The organism is Pseudomonas sp. HLMP (assembly GCF_046365545.1).
Taxonomy (GTDB): Bacteria; Pseudomonadota; Gammaproteobacteria; order Pseudomonadales; family Pseudomonadaceae; genus Aquipseudomonas; species Aquipseudomonas guariconensis_B.
On the sequence record NZ_JBDLLR010000001.1, the window covers coordinates 2,021,203 to 2,039,473 of the forward strand.

Below are 18,271 nucleotides of genomic sequence, written 5' to 3' on the forward strand. Positions count from 1 at the left end.
AAACGCTCAGTCGCTTTGGGGCGCGAAGCGGCCTCGGCATTAGACAAAAAAAGGCGGGAAGTACCGGATGGGGTCGGCACTTCCCGCTTGGGTGACGCAGGTAGCCCGCGCTTAGAACTTGGCTTCCAGGTCGACCTGCAGGGTGTCGACATCAGCATTGCTGTTGGGCAATTGCGACAGGTCGGTCTTGGCCATCAGGTAGGCCGCGCCCAGGGAGAAGTTCTTGTCGATCTCGTAGCCGACCTTGAACTTGTGCCCACGCGAACCGGTGAAGCCGGCACCGAAGTCGGAGTCGGTGAACAGGCTGACCACGGCATTGCGCTGTACGTCGCGGTAGTTGTAGTCGAGGCTCCAGGAACCGACCTTGGTCTTCAGGCCCGCCAGCCAGGCCTTGTCCGCACCATCGGTGCTGTCTGTGTTCTTGACGAACTGGCCATAGGCCGACAACGGGATGGCGAAGCCGGTGAAGTCCAGTTGCCCGAAACCTTCCACCAGGTTGAACTCGTTGGTGGTGTTGCCGAAGTTCTGCAGGGCGGTCGAGCTCTTGTCGTTGTCATAGCCGTAGATGCTGCCGCCCACGGTGACCTTGACGGTGTCGGCAAGACCGAAGTGCGTGCCCAACTGGCCGTGGTAGAGCTGCGCGTCGTGCTTGAACTGCACGCCGTCGCCGTCGACGTTGTCCTTCAGGTTGTAGTGGCCGGCGCTCGCGAACAGCTCGGCACCGCCCAGGTCGGTCTTGTAGGTGACGGCGATACCTTCCGGGTTGATGTCGCTGTCCCAGATGATGTCGCCCATGCTCACCCAGGGCTGGTTCATCTTGCCGCCGATCAGGTGCAGGCCCGGCAGGGCGGTCGGGTGCCAGTCGAGGTAGGCCAGGTCGACCCACAGCGATTTCTTGTCGAAGTAGTTGTCCAGGCTCTGGTTGGTGGATCGGGCATCGGAACTGCTGCCGGTGGCCACGCGCACACCGGCGTCCACCTGCGGGTTGATCTCGCTGTAGAAGCCGACCCGGGCGCGGACCCGTTCACGGTCCTGGTTGTTGCTGCGGCTGTTGGGGTTGTCGACGTTGACGTCTTCGTAGCGCAGGCGCACGTCACCCTTGATCTGGGTCTTGGCGGCCCAGGCCACTTTCTGCTCAAAGGAGCTCAGGCGATCGGCCTGTGCCTTCTGGTCTGCCTTTTCCTTGGTTTCCTGAGCCAGATCGGCCTGCAGTTCGTTGTACTGCGCCTCGTTGATCGAGCCATTGGCGCGGAGCATCTCGAGCAGCTTGGCGTCAACTGCAGCACTGGCCGGAGCGCTCAGGGCCAGCATCATGCCGGTGAGGCTTGCTCCGGTAAGTGTAGAAACAAGACGCATAAGGTTCTCCCTGTTGAAAAAAAAGTGGGGAGGCTCTTGGCGCCCGCCCCGAGTTGGCATGTCTTCGGAAAAGCCCTGGCTAGACGGGTTGCCGGGGCTTCGAAAAACAGGCGCAAGTATTGCGAGGGGGAGTGACAGAATGATGTCTATTTGATGGCGCTGCGGTTAAGTGAGCACGTCATGATTTGAGTGTCATGGCACTCTTCCGGGATACTGGCGGCTCTTTCGCAGCGAGTCGAAATCGTGACCAGCCTGTACAGCCTTGCCCATCTGCGCGATCTTCCGGCGGCGACCTGGGATGCCCTGGTGCCTGCTGGCCAGCCGTTCCTGCGCCATGCATTCCTCAGTGCGCTGGAAGACAGCGCCAGTGTCGCGCCGTCGACCGGTTGGGCGGCCGAACACCTGGTGCTGGAGCGCGAGGGGCAGGTGCGGGCGTTGCTACCGGCCTATCGCAAGTGGCATTCGTTCGGGGAGTACGTGTTCGACCATGGCTGGGCCGATGCCTGCGAGCGGGCCGGGATCGCCTACTACCCGAAGCTGCTCGGCGCGGTGCCGTTCAGCCCGGTGAGCGGGCCGCGCCTGCTGGCCGCCGACGCGGCCGATGGCCTGCTTCTGCTGCAGGCGATACCCGAGTACCTGGGCAAGGGCGAGTTGAGTGGCGCGCATATCAATTTCACCGACAAGGCCGTGGACGATCAGCTCGCTGGCCTGCCGGGCTGGCTGGAGCGCCTGGGTTGCCAGTTTCACTGGCGCAATCGCGGTTACCGGGACTTTCAGGATTTCCTCGACACCCTCAGCTCGCGCAAGCGCAAGCAGTTGCGCAAGGAGCGCGAGCAGGTGGCCGGGCAGGGCATCGACTTCCACGGGTACCGTGGCGATGAGTTGACGCAGGTGCAGTGGGACTTCGTCTACCTGTGCTACGCCAACACCTATGCGGTGCGCCGTCGCACGCCGTACCTGACCCGGAGCTTCTTCAGCCTGCTGGCCGAGCGCATGCCCGAGGCGGTCCGCGTGGTGATGGCCCGCCAGGGCGGGCGTGACGTGGCCATGGCCTTGAGCCTGGTCGGTGGCGACAGCCTGTATGGGCGCTATTGGGGCTGCCTGGACGAATTCGACCGGCTGCACTTCGAGACCTGCTTCTACCAGGGCATGGATTTCGCCATTGGCGAGGGGCTGCAGCGTTTCGACGCTGGCGCCCAGGGGGAGCACAAGCTGATCCGTGGTTTCGAGCCGGTGCTCACGCGGTCATGGCATTACCTGCGCCACCCGGGGTTGCGCCGGGCGGTGGAGGACTTCCTCGCCCAGGAGCGGGTGGGGGTGAAGGCCTACGCCGAGGAGGCCCGGCGGCTGTTGCCCTATCGCCGTGGGGGATGACGGGATTCGAGCTGCAAGCTTGCAGCCACCGTCAGTCCACGCCAACGAACCCGCCGGTCTGGTGGTGCCATAGGCGTGCATAGAGCCCCTGCTGGGCCAGCAGCTCGGCATGGCTGCCGCTTTCGACGATGTGCCCCTTGTCCAGTACCACCAGGCGGTCCATGCGGGCGATGGTGGACAGGCGGTGAGCGATGGCGATCACCGTCTTGCCCTGCATCAGGGTTTCCAGGCTCTCCTGGATCGCCGCCTCGACTTCCGAGTCCAGTGCCGAAGTGGCCTCGTCCATGATCAGGATCGGCGCATTCTTCAGCAGCACCCGGGCAATGGCGATGCGTTGGCGCTGGCCACCCGAGAGCTTGACCCCGCGCTCGCCCACGTGGGCATCGAAGCCCGTGCGCCCCTGGGCGTCGGACAACTGTGGAATGAACTCGTCGGCCCGGGCCCGGCGTACCGCTTCCCAGACCTCTGCCTCGCTGGCGTCCGGCCGGCCGTACAGCAGGTTGTCGCGGATCGAGCGGTGCAGCAGCGAGGTGTCCTGGGTGATCATGCCGATCTGCGCGCGCAGGCTGGCCTGATTGACCTCGGCGATGTCCTGGCCGTCGATGAGGATACGCCCGCTTTCCACGTCGTACAGGCGCAGCAGCAAGTTGACCAGGGTCGACTTGCCGGCCCCGGAGGGGCCTATCAGGCCGATCTTCTCGCCCGGGCGGATATCCAGGTTCAACCCGTCGATGACCTTGCCGCCCTTGCCGTAGTGGAAGCCCACGTCGTCGAAGCGCACGGCGCCGCGGCTGACCTTGAGCGCGGGGGCATCGGGCCTGTCGGTGACGCTGACCGGCTGGGCGATGGTCTGCAGGCCGTCCTGGACCATGCCGATGTTCTCGAAGATGCCGTTGACCACCCACATGATCCAGCCGGACATGTTGACGATGCGGATCACCAGGCCGGTGGCCAGGGCGATGGCACCGACGGTGATCAGCGACTGGCTCCACAACCACAGGGCCAGTGCCGTGGTGCCGGCCACCAGCAGGCCGTTGAGGCTGGTGATGACCACATCCATGCTGGTGATGACCCGTGAGGCCAGCTGGGTCTTCTCGGTCTGTTCGCTGATCGCCTCGCGGGCGTACTGTTGTTCGAAGTCGGTATGGGCGAACAGCTTGAGGGTGGCGATGTTGGTATAGCCGTCGACGATCCGCCCCATCAGCTTGGAGCGGGCGTCGGAGCTGATCACCGAGCGCTCCTTGACCCGTGGCACGAAGTAGCAGAGCGCACCGATGTAGCAGGCGATCCAGGCCAGCAGCGGCAGCATCAGGCGCCAGTCGGCCTCGGCGAACAGCACCAGCGAGCTGATCGCGTAGATCAGCACGTGCCACAGGGCATCCACCGCCTGCACTGCCGAATCGCGCAGGGAGTTGCCGGTCTGCATGATGCGCTGGGCGATGCGCCCGGCGAAGTCGCTCTGGAAGAAGTTCAGGCTCTGCTTGAGCACGTAGGTGTGGTTCTGCCAGCGGATCAGGCTGGTCATGCCCGGGCTGATGGTCTGGTGTACCAGCAGGTCGTGCAGGCCGAAGAACAGCGGGCGCAGCACGAGGATCACCACCAGCATCCAGATCAGCTCGCCGCCGTGCCGGCTGAAGAACTCGGCGCCCGGGGTGACCTGGGCCAGGTCGATGATCCGGCTCAGGTAGCCGAACATGGCCACCTCGATCAACGCGGCGACCAGGCCGACCACCAGCAGGGCGACGAAGCTCGGCCAGACCTGGTGCAGGTAGTACAGGTAGAACGGCAGCACCTTGCTCGGCGGCGCTTCGCTTGGCGCTTCGCGGAAGATATCGATCAGTTGCTCGAAGCGGCGGTACAGCATGGATGAAATGGCTCCTGTTCCCTCGGCCGTCAGGCGGTGTCACGTCCCTGTGAACCGCTCGGTCAGTCGATGCGTTTGGCGGACTTGATGTACACCGGGTCGGCCGGTACATCGCGCATGCCCTTCTTGATGGTGGTCGGCGAATTGACGATCTGGTCGACCACTTCCATGCCCTTGGTCACCTTGCCGAACACCGCGTAGCCACGGTCGCGCCCCGGATTGAGGAAGGCGTTGTCGGCGACGTTGATGAAGAACTGGCTGGTGGCCGAGTTCGGGTCGGAGGTGCGGGCCATGGCGATGGTGCCGCGGGTGTTCTCCAGACCGTTGCTGGCCTCGTTGCGGATCGGATCGCGGGTGGGCTTTTGCACCATGGCGTCGGTGAAGCCGCCACCCTGGGCCATGAAGCCTGGGATCACGCGGTGGAAGATGGTGTTGTTGTAGAAGCCGCTGTCGACGTATTCGAGGAAGTTCTTCGTGCTGATCGGGGCCTTTTCGGCGTTCAGCTCGATTTCGACCTGGCCGAAACTGGTGTCCAGCACTACGTGCGGGGTCTTGTCGGAAGCCATGACGCTGGTGGCGAAGGCAACCGAGCAGGCGGCGAGCAGGAGTTTTTTCAGCATGGGCTCAAAGATCCTTGAGAGGTGGAAGCGGCTGCAAGGAATTGCAGCAGGGTCTGGTTGAAGACCTCGGGTTGGTCCAGGGGCGTAGCGTGCCGGGAATCGTCGATGACCGCCAGCCTTGCCAGGGGCATCAAGGCGACGTAGCGCTCCTTCAGTTGTATCGGCGTGTAATCGTGGTCGGCGCTGATCACCAGGGTGGGACAGTGGATCTGGCCGATGCGTTCCACCACGCCCCAGTCGACGATGGCATCGAAGCTCTTGAGGTAGGCCCGCTTGTCGTTGCGCGCCCAGCGCTGCGCCATCTTCTGCCGCAGTTCGCCCTGCTCGGGCTTGGGGAACAGGCGTTCGGCCAGACCCTTGCCGATGGTCTCGACGCTCAGCAGGCGTGCCAGGCCCCAGCGCTTGGCCCACCAGATCCAGTCGGCGCGGGTGCGTCGCCTGACCTCCGGGGCGCTGTTGACGATGCACAGGCTGCGTAGCCAGCCGGGGTGGTCGACGGCGAACTGGAAGCCCACCATGCCCCCCATGGACAGGCCGACGAGATGCACCGGGCCTGTCTGCAGGTGTTCCAGCAGGGCCAGCAGGTCTTCGCTGAAGGTGGCGATCTCATAGCCGTCGCGGGGCTTGTCGGAGCGGCCGTGGCCACGGATGTCCATGAGGATGAGGCGGTAGTGCTGGCTCAGCACGGGGACCTGCAGTTCCCAGTCCTGGCAGCTGGAACCCAGGCCGTGCAGCAGTACCAGGGGTTCGCCCTGGCCATATTCCTCGTAGTGCAGCGTGCATCCTTCGTGTTCGAAATAGGCCATGGGCGCGGTCCTCTCAGGCTTGCGGGGGGGCTGCGAAGGGCACGTCCAGTGGCGCGGTGTCGAAATTGCGCAGCAGTTCGATGAGGATCTGCGTGGCCGGACCCAAGGTCTTGTCCTTGTTCGAGTAAAGGTAGAACAGCGGATGGCGGCTGCCACCCTGGTCCAGCGGCAAGGGCTTGAGCACGCCGTCGCGCAGCTCGCGCTCGATCATGTGCCGGGGCAGCCAGGCGAACCCCAGGCCGCTGCTGACGAAGGTGGCGGCGGTGCCCAGGCTGCCGACCGTCCAGCGCTGCTCGGCGCCGAGCCAGCCGACGTCGCGCGGCTGGGCACGGCCGGAGTCGCGGATCACCACCTGCAACTGGCTTTCCAGGTCCTGGAAGGTGATTTCCCGGCCCAGGCGGTGCAGGCTGTGCTCGGGGTGGGCGACGGCGATGAACTCCACGGCACTGAGCTCGGCGCCCAGGTAGCCGCCGATGTTGTAGCTGCTGATGGCCAGGTCGGCGATGCCTTCGTGCAGCACCTCCTCGACCCCGGACAACACCTCCTCGCGCAGGCGTACCCGGCACCCGCGGCTCTGCGGCATGAAGGCGCTCAGGGCGCGCACCAGGCGGGTGCTGGGGTAGGCGGCATCGACCACCACGCGCACTTCGGCCTCCCAGCCTTGTTCCATGTGGTGGGCCAGGTCCTCGAGTTGGCTGGCTTGCTTGACCAGATGGCGCGAGCGGCGCAGCAGCACGTTGCCGGCTTCGGTCAGTACCGCCTTGCGCCCGTCTATCCGTAGCAACGGCACGCCCAGTTGCTCCTGCATGCGCGCCACGGTGTAGCTCACCGAGGATTGCGAGCGGTGCAGGGCCTCGGCGGCCTGGGCGAACCCACCGTGATCGACCACTGCCTGCAGGGTTCGCCACTGATCCAGGGTTACGCGCGGCGCTTTCATCTTCGGCTCCTGTTGTCCTAAGCTGCGCTCTTTCAAGGAGAGCGCCCATGAAGAAATGTTGTGCGGCATTGCTGATGTGCCTGCCCCTCGGGGCCATGGCTTACCCCATCGACGTGGAGAAGCAACTGGACGGGGTCAAGCTCGACTACACGGCCTACGACACCGCCTACGACATCGGTGCGATCACCCTGAACAACTATGGTCAGGTGCCTGCGGCATGCCGGGTGATCTTGCGCAACGGCCCAGAGGCGCCGCGGGTGCGGCGGGTGAACGTACCCGCCGGCAAAAGCGTGGACGTTACCGCCAAGTTCAACCGGCAGATCATCAGGCTGCGGATCGCAGTGAACTGCAAAGCGGAATAAACGGATTAGTCGATAGATTGAACCCACTTTTTACGCTTTTTTATCGATAGGTCAAGCCTTAATCTCACCTCCATCGAATCGCAACCCTTTGTTCGCCGATGGAGGCTTCCATGTCCCGCGTATTGATCATCGAAAGCAGCGCCCGCCAGCAGGATTCCGTTTCCCGTCAACTGACCCGTGATTTCATCCAGCAGTGGCAGGCGGCCCACCCGGGCGACGAGATCACCGTGCGTGACCTGGCGGTGACGCCGGTGCCGCACCTGGATGCCGACCTGCTCGGTGGCTGGACGAAGCCCGAGGAGCAGCGCAGCGCTGCTGAACTGGAGGCCCTGGCGCGTTCCAACGCGCTCACCGACGAGCTGCTGGCCGCCGACGTGCTGGTGATGGCCGCGCCGATGTACAACTTCACCATCCCCAGTACCCTCAAGGCCTGGCTGGACCATGTGCTGCGCGCCGGCATCACCTTCAAGTACACCCCCACCGGCCCGCAGGGGCTGCTGGTCGGCAAGCGCGCCATCGTCCTGACCGCCCGTGGCGGCCTGCATGCCGGTGCCGCCAGCGATCACCAGGAACCCTACCTGCGCCAGGTCATGGCCTTCATCGGCATCCACGACGTGACCTTCATCCATGCCGAAGGCCTGAACATGAGCGGCGACTTCCACGAGAAGGGCCTGAACCAGGCCAAGGCCAGGCTGGCGGCGGTGGCCTGAGCCGCGACGAATTCCCAACCCCCTGACACCCGTTGCTCCTTGGGTGTGCCTGCCCGGCCATGACATGGCCGGGCTTTTTTATGAGCGGAACTCATGTCGCCTGTTCGGGCCCATTGGCGGGCTTGTCCACGAATGGGACAGCGCGAATACTGCCGATTCCAGGGCTCCGTGTTGCCGTAAGGTATCTCGACCCGCTAAGGTCGCCGCCTTGATGGGGAAGAGGCAACCATGGGCTACCTGATTATCGTCGCGCTGATCCAAGCGTTTTCCTTCAGCCTGATCGGCGAATACCTGGCCGGGCATGTGGACAGCTACTTCGCCGTGCTGGCCCGGGTGGTGCTGGCTGGGCTGGTGTTCCTGCCGCTGACCCGCTGGCGCCGGGTCGAGCCAGGTTTCATGCGCGGGATGCTGCTGATCGGCGCGTTGCAGTACGGCATCACCTACGTCTGCCTGTACCTGAGCTTCCGTGTGCTGACGGTGCCGGAGGTATTGCTGTTCACCATCCTCACACCGTTGCACGTGACCCTGATCGAGGACGCCCTGAACCGCCGTTTCAACCCGTGGGCACTGCTCGCCGCCCTGGTGGCCGTGGCCGGTGCGGGCGTGATCCGCATGGACAGCATCAGCGGCGACTTCTTCATGGGCTTCCTGCTGCTGCAACTGGCCAACTTCACCTATGCCGCCGGGCAGGTGCTGTACCGGCGTCTGGTGGCCCGTCACCCCAGCGACCTGCCGCACTACAAGCGTTTCGGTTACTTCTACCTGGGAGCGCTGGCCGTCGTGCTGCCGGCTTTCCTGCTGTTCGGCAACGCCCAGCAGTTGCCGAGTACCGACGTGCAGTGGCTGGTGCTGTTGTTCCTCGGCCTGTGCCCGACCGCTCTGGGCCTGTACTGGTGGAACAAGGGCGCCTGCCTGGTTTCCGGGGCGACGCTGGCGGTGATGAACAACCTGCACGTACCGGTGGGGTTGCTGCTGAACCTGTTGATCTGGAACCAGGACGAACCGCTGGGGCGGTTGTTCATTGGCGGTGCGGTGATCCTGGCGTCGGTGTGGATGAGCCGGTTGGGGAGCCGCGTATCGTTACCGTTGGGCGGTAAGGTTTGAGCGGCCTTGCCGGGGGCAACGTACCGGTCGAAAACATCGCGGCCTGACCAAAATCCAGCTTGCCCAGCGTATTGGTATCACCCGGCAGAAACTGAGCGAGATCGAAAGGGGTTCGCTGACCGTGGCGATGTCCTACTACTGTCGAGCGCTGAGTGTCTTGGGGAGTGAACTCAAGGTGGTACCAAGGCGAATGCCTACGCTGGATGAATTGGGTTGGCGCTTGCCTTGAGCAACCAGAAGTCGATTTTCGCATCGCGGCTGTACCTGCTCGAGTTTGGCAGGCGTTGCCGTGTCGAGGATCCGCGGGAGCGGATACGCGAAATTTTGCAGGCGCTGGAGGGCACGTTGCTCCACCAGCGGGAGCTGGTGGAGCGGGCGCCTTTGATTGCCAAGGCCATCAGCAAGAGCGCGGAGCCCTTCGAGATGACCTCCGGTTGAGCGGAGCTGGTCGCTTGAATACGAGCATGAGTATCAGCCCTACAGGCCATTAGGCCTCGGCCAGCTCGTCCAGCCGCTGCGCCTGCGCGCTCGCCTGCGGCCTGGCGGCCAATCCGACGCGCATGTCGTTGCCGCTCGGCTGCTGGTACAGGCTCAAGCCGAATTCCGGCAACACCGCCAGCAGGTAGTCGAAGATATCCCCCTGGATACGCTCGTACTCGGCCCACACCGTGGTCCTGGTAAAGCAGTAGATCTCCAGCGGCACGCCTTCGGCGGTGGCCTGCATCTGGCGGACCATGCAGGTCATGTTCGGGTGCACGTCGGGGTGGTTCTTCAGGTAGGCCAGGGCAAAGGCGCGGAAGGTGCCGATGTTGGTCAGCTTGCGGCGGTTGGCGGCGAGCTCGGCCACCGGCCCCAGGGCCTCGTTCCAGCTCTGCAGTTCCTCGCGCTTGCCGGCCAGGTAGTCGCCCAGCAGGCGTACCTGGGTCAGGCGCTGTTCTTCCTCGCCGGTCAGGAAGCGCACGCCCGCGGCGTCGATGAACAGGCTGCGCTTGATGCGGCGCCCGCCGGACTGCTGCATGCCGCGGTAATTCCGGAACGACTCGGACATCAGGCGCCAGGTGGGGATCGAGACGATGGTCTTGTCGAAGTTCTGCACCTTGACCGTGTGCAGGGTGATGTCCACCACGTCGCCGTCGGCGCCGACCTGGGGCATCTCGATCCAGTCGCCGACATGGAGCATGTCGTTGCTGGTCAACTGCACGCTGGCGACGAACGACAGCAGGGTGTCCTTGTACACCAACAGCAGCACCGCCGACATGGCGCCAAGGCCGGACAGCAGCAACAGCGGCGAGCGGTCGATCAGGGTGGCGACGATGACGATGGAGGCGAACACCCACAGCATGAGCTTGGCCAGTTGCACGTAGCCCTTGATCGAGCGGGTACGGGCGTGTTCGGTGCGCGCGTAGATGTCCAGCAGGGCATCGAGCAGGCACGACAGGGCCAGGCTCAGGAACAGCAGGGTGAAGGCCAGGGCGAGGTTGCCGAGGAAGTGCTGGGCAGTGTCGTTGAGTTCCGGCACCAGCTTCAGGCCGAACTGCACCACCAGCGATGGCGTGGTCTGGGCCAGGCGATGGAGCACCTTGTTATGGCGCAGGTCGTCGAGCCACTTGAGGGCCGGCTGGCGGGCCAGCAGGCGGCTGGCGTGCAACACCAGGAAACGTGCCAGGCGGCCGATCAGTATGGAGATCAGCAGCAGTACCGCGAGGCCGAGGGCGGCATGCAGCATGGGGTGTTGGTCGAGGGTGCCCCAGAGATCCAGGGTGTCGTGCCAGAGTCGTTGGATATCCATGAGGATCTAGACAGTCCATAGTTGCGAAACGAAGCATTATTAGAACGCGGACCGATGCAAAGGTGCCAAAAGAAATTCGGCTCCGACCGCGGAAAACGTTACCCTATGCAACCGAATTGTCCGCATCTGCCCGAGGTACACCCGTGTTTTCCCAATTCGCCCTGCACGAACGCCTGCTCAAAGCCGTGGCCGAGCTGAACTTTGTCGAGCCGACCCCGGTGCAGGCGGCGGCCATTCCCCTGGCCCTGCAAGGGCGTGACCTGCGGGTGACCGCGCAGACCGGCAGCGGCAAGACCGCAGCCTTCGTCCTGCCGGTGCTCGATCGCCTGGTCGACCTGCGCGAGCGCCGTGTGGAGATCCGTGCGCTGATCCTGCTGCCGACCCGCGAGTTGGCCCAGCAGACCCTCAAGCAAGTGCAGCGCTTCTCCCAGTTCACCTACGTCAAGTCGGGCCTGGTCACCGGGGGCGAGGACTTCAAGGAGCAGGCCGCGTTGCTGCGCAAGGTGCCGGACGTGCTGATCGGCACCCCCGGCCGCCTGCTCGAGCACCTCAATGCCGGCAACCTCGACCTGTCCCACGTCCAGGTGCTGGTGCTGGACGAGGCCGACCGCATGCTCGACATGGGCTTCGCCGAAGACATGGAGCGCCTGTGCCAGGAATGCGCCAATCGCGAGCAGACCCTGCTGTTCTCCGCCACCACCGGCGGTGCGGCCCTGCGCGACATCATCGGCAAGGTCCTCAAGGACCCTGAGCACCTGATGCTCAACAGCGTCTCGCAACTGGCCGAGGGTACCCGCCAGCAGATCATCACGGCCGACCACGACCAGCACAAGGAACAGATCGTCCAGTGGCTGCTGGAGAACGAGAGCTACCAGAAGGCGATCGTCTTCACCAATACCCGGGCCTGGGCCGACCGCCTGTATGGGCACCTGGTGGCCAAGGACGTCAAGGCGTTCGTGCTGCATGGCGAGAAGGACCAGAAGGACCGCAAGCTGGCCATGGAACGCTTCAAGCAGGGCGGCTCCAAGGTGCTGGTGGCCACCGACGTGGCGGCCCGCGGCCTGGACATCGACGGCCTGGACCTGGTGATCAACTTCGACATGCCGCGCAGTGGCGATGAGTACGTGCACCGCGTCGGCCGTACCGGCCGGGCAGGGGGCGAGGGGCTGGCGATCTCGCTGATCTGCCATAACGACTGGAACCTGATGTCGAGCATCGAGCGCTACCTCAAGCAGCAGTTCGAGCGGCGGGTCATCAAGGAGGTCAAGGGCACCTACAGCGGGCCGAAGAAGGTCAAGGCCTCGGGCAAGGCCGCGGGCAGCAAGAAGAAAAAGGTCGAGAAGAAAGCCGCCGAGAAGAAGGGCGCGGCCAAGCGCAAGCCTGCGGCGAAGCCGAAGGCCAAGGCACCGCTGGCCAGCGCCGATGGCATGGCGCCGCTGAAGAAGCGCAAGCCAGCGGCTGAATAAAAGCCTCGGCTTTTGCAGGTAATGCCGTTCACTTGAGCGTCCCGGGGCTGCGAAGCAGCCCCAATGCCAGTCGGTTAAGCGGCGCTTCGTAGTCTAGGGCCTGGCAGCCCATTCGCGGGCAAGCCGGCTTCCCACGTTCTTTCAGCCAGCCTTCTGCTCGGCTTCCTTCAGTTCCTGGATCCGCCTGTCGATCAGTTGGCACTTGCCTGGCAGGTCCTTGCTCTGCGTATCCAGGTCCATGCCCTGCAACTCGTCGTTGATGTCCTTGGCTTTCTGCGGGTCTTGTTCGGTCAGTTGGGTGACGAGCTTGGCCAGCTCCTCGCGCTTTTCCGTCGCCTCTTCCGGCGTACAGGCCCAGGCGGGCAGGGCGCAGAGCAGGGTGGTCGCACACAGGATGCGCAGCAGTGGTTTCATCCCTCTTACCTCCGGCGTTGGCTATGCCCGGTGGAGGCGCGTGGATACGAGGAAGTTCAGCCCCAGCGACCAGCGGAGCGCTGTTTCGGGCGCGGCCGTCGATGTGGCGCTCGGGGCCGTGGTCGACTTCGACATGAGCTGCGCCACATCTGGCAGCGTCTGGGGATCGCCGGTAATGCGGAGCTGTTCAGGTTATTCATCAACTATCTGGTCAAGAACAGTTGACCTGTTCAGTGACCAAGGTGAGGTTTGGCGGTCATGTCTATTCCCAATGCCTTCATCACGGCCAGGAACGACTTCAGCGTTGGATTGCCGTGTTCGCTGAAGGAGCGGTAGAGCTGTTCGCGAGACAAGCCGGTCTCTTTAGCCAGTTCGCTCATCCCCTTCGCCCGCGCCACAACGCCAACGGCCTTGGCAACATAGCTGGCATCCCCGGTTTCCAATGCGTCGGTCATGAATTGCGCAATGGCTTCCGGTGTCGTCAGGTAATCGGCCGCATCGAATTCAAAGAACGTTTCAGTCATTTTGCATCCTCCACCAACGCAGGATTTGATGGGCTGCCTTGATGTCGCGACGTTGGCTGTTCTTGTCACCACCGCAGAGCAGGATCACCAAGGTATCGCCGGTTTGGTGAAAATACACCCGGTAACCGGGGCCATAATGAACTCTGAGTTCACTTACACCATGGCCAACCGGGGAAACGTCGCCAGGCAGGCCTTCCATCAGCCGGTTGATACGGCAATGATCTGGACTGGGCGACGAGTTCCTCCGTCAGGCCGGACCGCGCGTGCCTGCCAAGCAAGCCATGAGCACTGCTCTCGATTCCGACGTGCTGGCTCAGCGCCAGCGCTGAGCATCCCGCGGAACGCCCCCGGCGCCTTTCCGGTCCCATGCTGTATAGCCACCGTCCACACCAGGAGGCCACCTCCATGAGCACCTACGACTGGGACCTGATCGAACGCTTGCTGCACGAGGTGCAAAACGGCGCCGGTCACAGTTTCACTCCTCGCCCCTATGCCGAGCAGCACGCCGCGGCGCTGGCTGCCAAAGGCCAGCCGGTGAGCGACCTGGATCAGTTGAAGACCCGTGCCTGCGAGTACGAGAAGATCCTCTTCGAGCGTGGCTTCATCGAGAGCCGGCCGGAGGAGGATGGGGGCAATGGCGAGAATTTCGTGCTCACCGAGCGTGGATCGCGCCTGCTCAGCCTGATCGACAGCAGCATCCCGGGTTTCGAGCACCCGCGCCAGGTACTCGACGAGCAGGACGACCCGCTGGACGAGATCACCTTCGAGCAGGTGTCGGCGAAGGCGCAGATCGCTTGAGGTCGTTTTGAGACTGGCAAGGGCCGTGGTGGAAACCCGATAATCGGGATCCATTTCGCTACTGCCGAGCCCTTGCCATGTCACCGAACCGCCACGGGGGCCGCCCATGAGTGCGGCCCGCAAGACCACCGACGCCTTCGCCCTGCAAGTGATGCTGGGGCTTTGCCTGATCTGGGGCAGCCAGCAGGTGATGATCAAGTGGGCCGCCAGCGACATCGCCCCGGTGATGCAGGCGGCCTTTCGTTCCGGGATCGCCGCGGTGCTGGTCGGCCTGCTGGTCTGCTGGCGGGGCGGCTGGGGACAGGTGGGCAGCACCTGGCGCGCCGGGTTGCTGGCCGGTGCGCTGTTCGGCCTGGAGTTTTTGTTCATCGCCGAGGGGCTGAAGCTGACCTCGGCGGCGCACATGTCGGTGTTCCTCTATACCGCACCGGTATTCACCGCCCTGGGCCTGCATTTCATGTTGCCGAGCGAGCGCCTGCGGTCGCTGCAGTGGCTGGGTATCCTGCTGTCCTTCGCCGGGATCGCTACGGCATTCGCCGGCGGGCTTTCGCTGGATGAGCTCGATGGCCGGGTCTTACTCGGCGATGCCCTGGGGGTTCTGGCCGGCCTGGCCTGGGGCGCTACCACCGTGGTGGTGCGTGGCTCGCGGTTGTCGGAGGCACCGGCCGACCTGACCCTGTTCTACCAGTTGCTGGTGGGGTTCGTCGGGTTGCTGCTGATCGCCCTGGTCAGCGGACAGGTCGGCATGGTCGCGCTGACCCCGGTGGCCGTGGGTAGCGTGCTGTTCCAGGCGGTGGTGGTGTCGTTCGTCAGCTACCTCACCTGGTTCTGGCTGTTGCGCAAGTACCTGGCCTCGAACCTGGCTGTGTTTTCGTTCATCACGCCGCTGTTCGGGGTGACCTTTGGCGTGCTGTTGCTGGGCGAGCCGTTGAGCGTGAACTTCGTGCTGGGGGCGGTGATGGTGCTGCTTGGGGTCATATTGGTCAGTGCGCAGCCCTGGGTACGGCAGCAGTTGCGCAGGCTTGTCGGGTAGCTGGGGGAGTGCTGGCCCGCTAAAGGGCCTGTGCTGTCAGCACAATTGCGCAGGCCTGGAACCACCTGCAATAAGGAGAAACACTTGACCGGCCGTCGAGGCCTGCCGTTTCCGCTTGATCCGCGTCAAACTCACCCCTATCTATGGGATTAGAGACATGCGTAATGCAGGACATCGGGCTATGATCTGTATGAAGCATCGCAGGATTGATTTACCTGAGGCTGACCCGTGAAGGGGGCGTTATGAACAATCGAATGTATAACTGGCTCCACGACCTCGCAGTCGCCCTGGGCTTGCTCCCACCACCGCTGCAGCCGGTACCGATCCCCACTGATGAGGAACAGCGCAAGCGCCAGCCGCGCCGCCGCTGAAATAAAAAGGCCGCCGCATCCTTCGATGCGGCGGCCTTTGGGTTTCATGGGCCTGTGTGAGGCAAGCCCGCATGTCGGTCAAGCGGCAGTGGGGCTGCTTTGCAGCCCATCGCCGGCGAACCGGCTCCTGCGAGGGGTTACGCCAGGTTCGCCGTCGCCACCGGGCGACGCGACAGCAGGCTGATCAGCACGAAGCTCACCAGGCCGATCGCCAGGCTGTAGTAGATCGGCGAGTTGGCATCCAACCCATCCTTGAACATGAAGAACAGCGCGGTGGTGAAACCCAGCGACATGCTGGCGATAGCCCCCGCGGTGGTCGCGCGTTTCCAGAAGATCGCGCCGATCAGCGGGATCAGCATGCCGCCCACCAGCAGGTTGTAGGCCAGGGTCAGGGCGCTGATCACGTCGTTCACCGCCAGGGCGATACCCAGTACCACCAGGCCGGTGATCAGGGTGAACAGGCGGTTCACGCCCAGGCTCGACTGCTTGCCGCCGCGCAGGCGGGGCAGCAGGTCCTCGGTCAGCGTGGTCGAGGCGGCGAGCAGGCCGGCGCTGGCGGTCGACATCATGGCCGCCAGGGCCGCCGCCATCAGCAGGCCACGGATACCATCGGGCAGGGTGGTCTTGATCATCGCCGCGAAGGCGTTGTTGGGGTTGGCCAGGTCCGGCATCAACACGTGGGCGGCCATGCCGATCAGGGCGCAGGCCAGGCCGTACAGCACGCAATAGATGCCGGCGGTGGTGCCGGCGCGCTGGCAGACCTTCTCGTCACGGGCGGTGAACACCCGCTGCCAGATGTCCTGGCCGATGAGAATGCCGAAGAAGTAGATCAGGAAGTAGGTGACGATGGTGTCCCAGCCGATGGTGGTCCAGTTGAAGCTGGCCGCCGGCAACTGCGCGACCAGTTGGTCCCAGCCGCCGACCTTGTACAGGCACACCGGCAGCAGGATGAACATCAGGCCGACGGTCTTGATGACGAATTGCACGATGTCGGTCAAGGTCAGCGACCACATGCCGCCGATGGTCGAGTAGACCACCACCACGCCACCGCCGAACAGCAGCGCCATCCAGAACGGTACGTCGAGCAGCACTTGCAGCACGGTGCCCATGGCCAGGGTCGAGGTCACGGCGATCATCAGCGCGTAGGCCAGCATGATCGCGGCGCTGGCCTGGCGTGCCATGGGGTTGTAGCGCCGCTCCAGGACCTGGGTCACGGTGAAGATGCGCAGGCGCAGCAAGGGCTTGGCCAGGAACAGGTTGAGGGCGATGATCCCCAGGCCCAGCGCGGCGCACAGCCAGAAGCCGGAGATGCCGTGGACGTAGCCCAGGCGCACGGTGCCGACGGTGGAGGCGCCGCCCAGCACGGTGGTGGCCATGGTGCCCATGTACAGGGTCGGGCCGAGGTTGCGCCCGGCCACCAGGTAGTCTTCGTGGGTCTTCGCCCGCCGCATGCCGTACCAGCCAAGCCCGAGCATGCCGGCGGCATAGATCAGTACAACGATGATGTCCAAGGCCATTGGGGGTCTCCCGATTATCTTTATTATGGCGAGATCGACCACCCGGGCGGGTTCACGGCGCCCGGAGGTCTCGTCTTGTGTTGGCGGGCCTCTATGGCCCTCCCGGATGGCTCCTGCCGGGGTCCAGCAAGCCAGCATCGCGCCCTTGTGCAGGGGCGGCCTGGATCAGCGACGTACGACGCCCGGCAGCACGCAGAGCATCTCGAACAGCAGGTTGGCCCCCAGCAGCGAGGTGTTGCCGGTGGTGTCGTAGGGCGGGGAGACTTCGACCAGGTCACAGCCGATCAGGTCCAGGCCGTGGCAGCCGCGAATGATCTCCATCGCCTGGATGGTGGTCAAGCCGCCGATTTCCGGGGTGCCGGTGCCCGGCGCCCAGGCCGGGTCGATGCCGTCGATGTCGAACGACAGGTACACCGGGCCGCCGCCGACTTTCTCGCGCACCTCAGCCATCAGCGGCTCCAGCGATTTGTGCCAGCACTCTTCGGCCTGGACCACGCGGAAACCCTGGCGGCGGCTCCAGTTGAAGTCGTCGGCGGTGTAGCCCTGGGCACGCAGGCCGATCTGCACCACGCGCTGGCAATCGAGCAGGCCTTCTTCCACGGCGCGGCGGAAGGTGGTGCCGTGGGCGATCTTCTCGCCGAACATGTGGTCGTTGACGTCGGCGTGGGCGTCGATGTGCACCAGGCCGATCTTGCCGTGCTTCTTGTGCAGGGCGCGCAGGATCGGCAGGGTGATGGTGTGGTCGCCACCCAGGGTGAGGGGGATGATGTTGTGTTCGAGGATCTCATCGTAGGCCTGCTCGATGATGCGCACCGCATCGAGCAGGTTGAAAGTGTTGATCGCCACGTCGCCGATGTCGGCTACCGACAGCGAATCGAACGGTGCGGCACCGGTGGCCATGTTGTACGGGCGGATCATCACCGACTCGGCGCGGATCTGCCGCGGACCGAAACGGGTACCCGAGCGCAGCGAGGTGCCGATGTCCAGCGGCACGCCGATGAACGCGGCGTCCAGGCCTTCGGCGCTTTGCAGGTGGGGAAGACGGAGCATGGTGGCGATGCCGCCGAAACGCGGCATTTCGTTGCCGCCCAGTGGTTGGTGGAGAATCTTTTCCACGATGGGCCTCATCAGTCGGTCGATTGTTCTGTTTGTTCGAACCTGTGCCGTGGCACGCCTGGCTGGCGCTTGGGGCCGACGGGCAGGGACATTGCGGCCAAGTCTGCGCA

Annotated in this window: 19 protein-coding genes and 2 pseudogenes; 10 read left to right on the forward strand and 11 right to left on the reverse strand. The window is 64.3% G+C overall.

Going from position 1 to position 18,271, the window contains the following annotated elements; translation table 11 throughout:
• Nucleotides 1-111: 111 nt before the first annotated feature.
• Nucleotides 112-1,356: a putative porin gene (locus tag ABFA30_RS09520; RefSeq protein ID WP_410045368.1), complete on the reverse strand. Its 1,245-nt coding sequence runs from the start codon at nt 1,354-1,356 to the stop codon at nt 112-114.
• 243 nt (nt 1,357-1,599) lie between these two features.
• On the opposite strand from ABFA30_RS09520, the gene ABFA30_RS09525 reads away from it, so the two are divergent.
• Complete coding sequence (locus ABFA30_RS09525; protein WP_225789783.1) at nt 1,600-2,730, forward strand: GNAT family N-acetyltransferase; 1,131 nt, start codon at nt 1,600-1,602, stop codon at nt 2,728-2,730.
• A 31-nt stretch (nt 2,731-2,761) separates the two neighbouring features.
• Here ABFA30_RS09525 and ABFA30_RS09530 read toward each other — a convergent pair whose 3' ends face one another.
• The 4 genes from ABFA30_RS09530 to ABFA30_RS09545 form a co-directional block, all read right to left on the reverse strand.
• A complete protein-coding gene (locus ABFA30_RS09530; protein ID WP_410045369.1) occupies nt 2,762-4,594 on the reverse strand; it encodes an ABC transporter ATP-binding protein in 1,833 nt (610 codons plus the stop codon).
• A 62-nt stretch (nt 4,595-4,656) separates the two neighbouring features.
• Nucleotides 4,657-5,214, reverse strand: a complete 558-nt coding sequence (locus ABFA30_RS09535) for a peptidylprolyl isomerase (protein ID WP_225789781.1) — start codon at nt 5,212-5,214, stop codon at nt 4,657-4,659.
• Nucleotides 5,208-6,020 carry an alpha/beta fold hydrolase gene (locus ABFA30_RS09540; protein ID WP_225789780.1) on the reverse strand — a complete coding sequence of 271 codons (813 nt, stop codon included), beginning with the start codon at nt 6,018-6,020 and terminating at the stop codon, nt 5,208-5,210. The genes ABFA30_RS09535 and ABFA30_RS09540 overlap by 7 nt, the downstream gene beginning before the upstream one ends.
• Nucleotides 6,021-6,033: 13 nt before the next feature.
• On the reverse strand, nt 6,034-6,957 hold the full coding sequence (locus ABFA30_RS09545) for a LysR family transcriptional regulator (RefSeq protein ID WP_225789779.1): 924 nt from the start codon (nt 6,955-6,957) through the stop codon (nt 6,034-6,036).
• Between the two features lie 47 nt (nt 6,958-7,004).
• Between ABFA30_RS09545 and ABFA30_RS09550 the strand changes: the two genes are divergently transcribed.
• From ABFA30_RS09550 to ABFA30_RS09570, 5 genes and pseudogenes are all read left to right on the forward strand, one after another.
• A complete protein-coding gene (locus tag ABFA30_RS09550; protein ID WP_225789778.1) occupies nt 7,005-7,319 on the forward strand; it encodes a 3-phosphoglycerate kinase in 315 nt (104 codons plus the stop codon).
• Between the two features lie 110 nt (nt 7,320-7,429).
• Nucleotides 7,430-8,029 (forward strand): FMN-dependent NADH-azoreductase, encoded by a 600-nt coding sequence (locus ABFA30_RS09555; RefSeq protein ID WP_225789777.1) that lies wholly within the window; start codon nt 7,430-7,432, stop codon nt 8,027-8,029.
• A gap of 228 nt (nt 8,030-8,257) precedes the next feature.
• Nucleotides 8,258-9,133: a carboxylate/amino acid/amine transporter gene (locus tag ABFA30_RS09560; RefSeq protein WP_410045370.1), complete on the forward strand. Its 876-nt coding sequence runs from the start codon at nt 8,258-8,260 to the stop codon at nt 9,131-9,133.
• Between the two features lie 40 nt (nt 9,134-9,173).
• Nucleotides 9,174-9,362 (forward strand): annotated as a pseudogene (locus ABFA30_RS09565) (helix-turn-helix domain-containing protein); the annotation flags it as partial.
• Complete coding sequence (locus ABFA30_RS09570) at nt 9,359-9,571, forward strand: hypothetical protein (protein WP_410045371.1); 213 nt, start codon at nt 9,359-9,361, stop codon at nt 9,569-9,571. The pseudogene ABFA30_RS09565 and the gene ABFA30_RS09570, both read left to right, overlap by 4 nt.
• 49 nt (nt 9,572-9,620) lie before the next feature.
• Here the strand turns inward: ABFA30_RS09570 and ABFA30_RS09575 are convergent, their stop codons facing one another.
• Nucleotides 9,621-10,922, reverse strand: a complete 1,302-nt coding sequence (locus tag ABFA30_RS09575; RefSeq protein ID WP_225789774.1) for a mechanosensitive ion channel family protein — start codon at nt 10,920-10,922, stop codon at nt 9,621-9,623.
• A 143-nt stretch (nt 10,923-11,065) separates the two neighbouring features.
• Between ABFA30_RS09575 and ABFA30_RS09580 the strand changes: the two genes are divergently transcribed.
• Nucleotides 11,066-12,388, forward strand: a complete 1,323-nt coding sequence (locus tag ABFA30_RS09580; RefSeq protein ID WP_225789773.1) for a DEAD/DEAH box helicase — start codon at nt 11,066-11,068, stop codon at nt 12,386-12,388.
• A gap of 141 nt (nt 12,389-12,529) precedes the next feature.
• On the opposite strand, the gene ABFA30_RS09585 is transcribed toward ABFA30_RS09580, so the two are convergent.
• The 3 genes and pseudogenes from ABFA30_RS09585 to ABFA30_RS09595 all read right to left on the reverse strand — a co-directional run.
• Nucleotides 12,530-12,802, reverse strand: coding sequence for a hypothetical protein (locus ABFA30_RS09585; RefSeq protein ID WP_225789772.1), 273 nt, complete (start codon nt 12,800-12,802; stop codon nt 12,530-12,532).
• A 230-nt stretch (nt 12,803-13,032) separates the two neighbouring features.
• Nucleotides 13,033-13,326: an addiction module antidote protein gene (locus ABFA30_RS09590; protein ID WP_253091233.1), complete on the reverse strand. Its 294-nt coding sequence runs from the start codon at nt 13,324-13,326 to the stop codon at nt 13,033-13,035.
• Nucleotides 13,319-13,540 (reverse strand): annotated as a pseudogene (locus ABFA30_RS09595) (type II toxin-antitoxin system RelE/ParE family toxin); the annotation flags it as partial. The gene ABFA30_RS09590 and the pseudogene ABFA30_RS09595, both read right to left, overlap by 8 nt.
• A 191-nt stretch (nt 13,541-13,731) precedes the next feature.
• On the opposite strand from ABFA30_RS09595, the gene ABFA30_RS09600 reads away from it, so the two are divergent.
• The 3 genes from ABFA30_RS09600 (at nt 13,732) to ABFA30_RS09610 (ending at nt 15,528) form a co-directional block, all read left to right on the forward strand.
• Nucleotides 13,732-14,124 carry a transcriptional regulator gene (locus ABFA30_RS09600; RefSeq protein ID WP_253101260.1) on the forward strand — a complete coding sequence of 131 codons (393 nt, stop codon included), beginning with the start codon at nt 13,732-13,734 and terminating at the stop codon, nt 14,122-14,124.
• Between the two features lie 106 nt (nt 14,125-14,230).
• A complete protein-coding gene (locus ABFA30_RS09605) occupies nt 14,231-15,157 on the forward strand; it encodes a DMT family transporter (RefSeq protein ID WP_410045372.1) in 927 nt (308 codons plus the stop codon).
• A 242-nt stretch (nt 15,158-15,399) separates the two neighbouring features.
• Nucleotides 15,400-15,528, forward strand: coding sequence for a PA1414 family protein (locus ABFA30_RS09610; RefSeq protein ID WP_256543834.1), 129 nt, complete (start codon nt 15,400-15,402; stop codon nt 15,526-15,528).
• A 137-nt stretch (nt 15,529-15,665) separates the two neighbouring features.
• Here the strand turns inward: ABFA30_RS09610 and ABFA30_RS09615 are convergent, their stop codons facing one another.
• Both ABFA30_RS09615 and speB read right to left on the reverse strand, forming a co-directional pair.
• Nucleotides 15,666-17,045 carry a sodium:solute symporter gene (locus tag ABFA30_RS09615; protein WP_225789768.1) on the reverse strand — a complete coding sequence of 460 codons (1,380 nt, stop codon included), beginning with the start codon at nt 17,043-17,045 and terminating at the stop codon, nt 15,666-15,668.
• 165 nt (nt 17,046-17,210) lie between these two features.
• The gene (gene speB / locus ABFA30_RS09620; protein WP_225789767.1) at nt 17,211-18,161 is read right to left on the reverse strand and encodes an agmatinase; all 951 of its coding nucleotides are present in this window, start codon (nt 18,159-18,161) and stop codon (nt 17,211-17,213) included.
• Between the last annotated feature and the right edge of the window lie 110 nt (nt 18,162-18,271).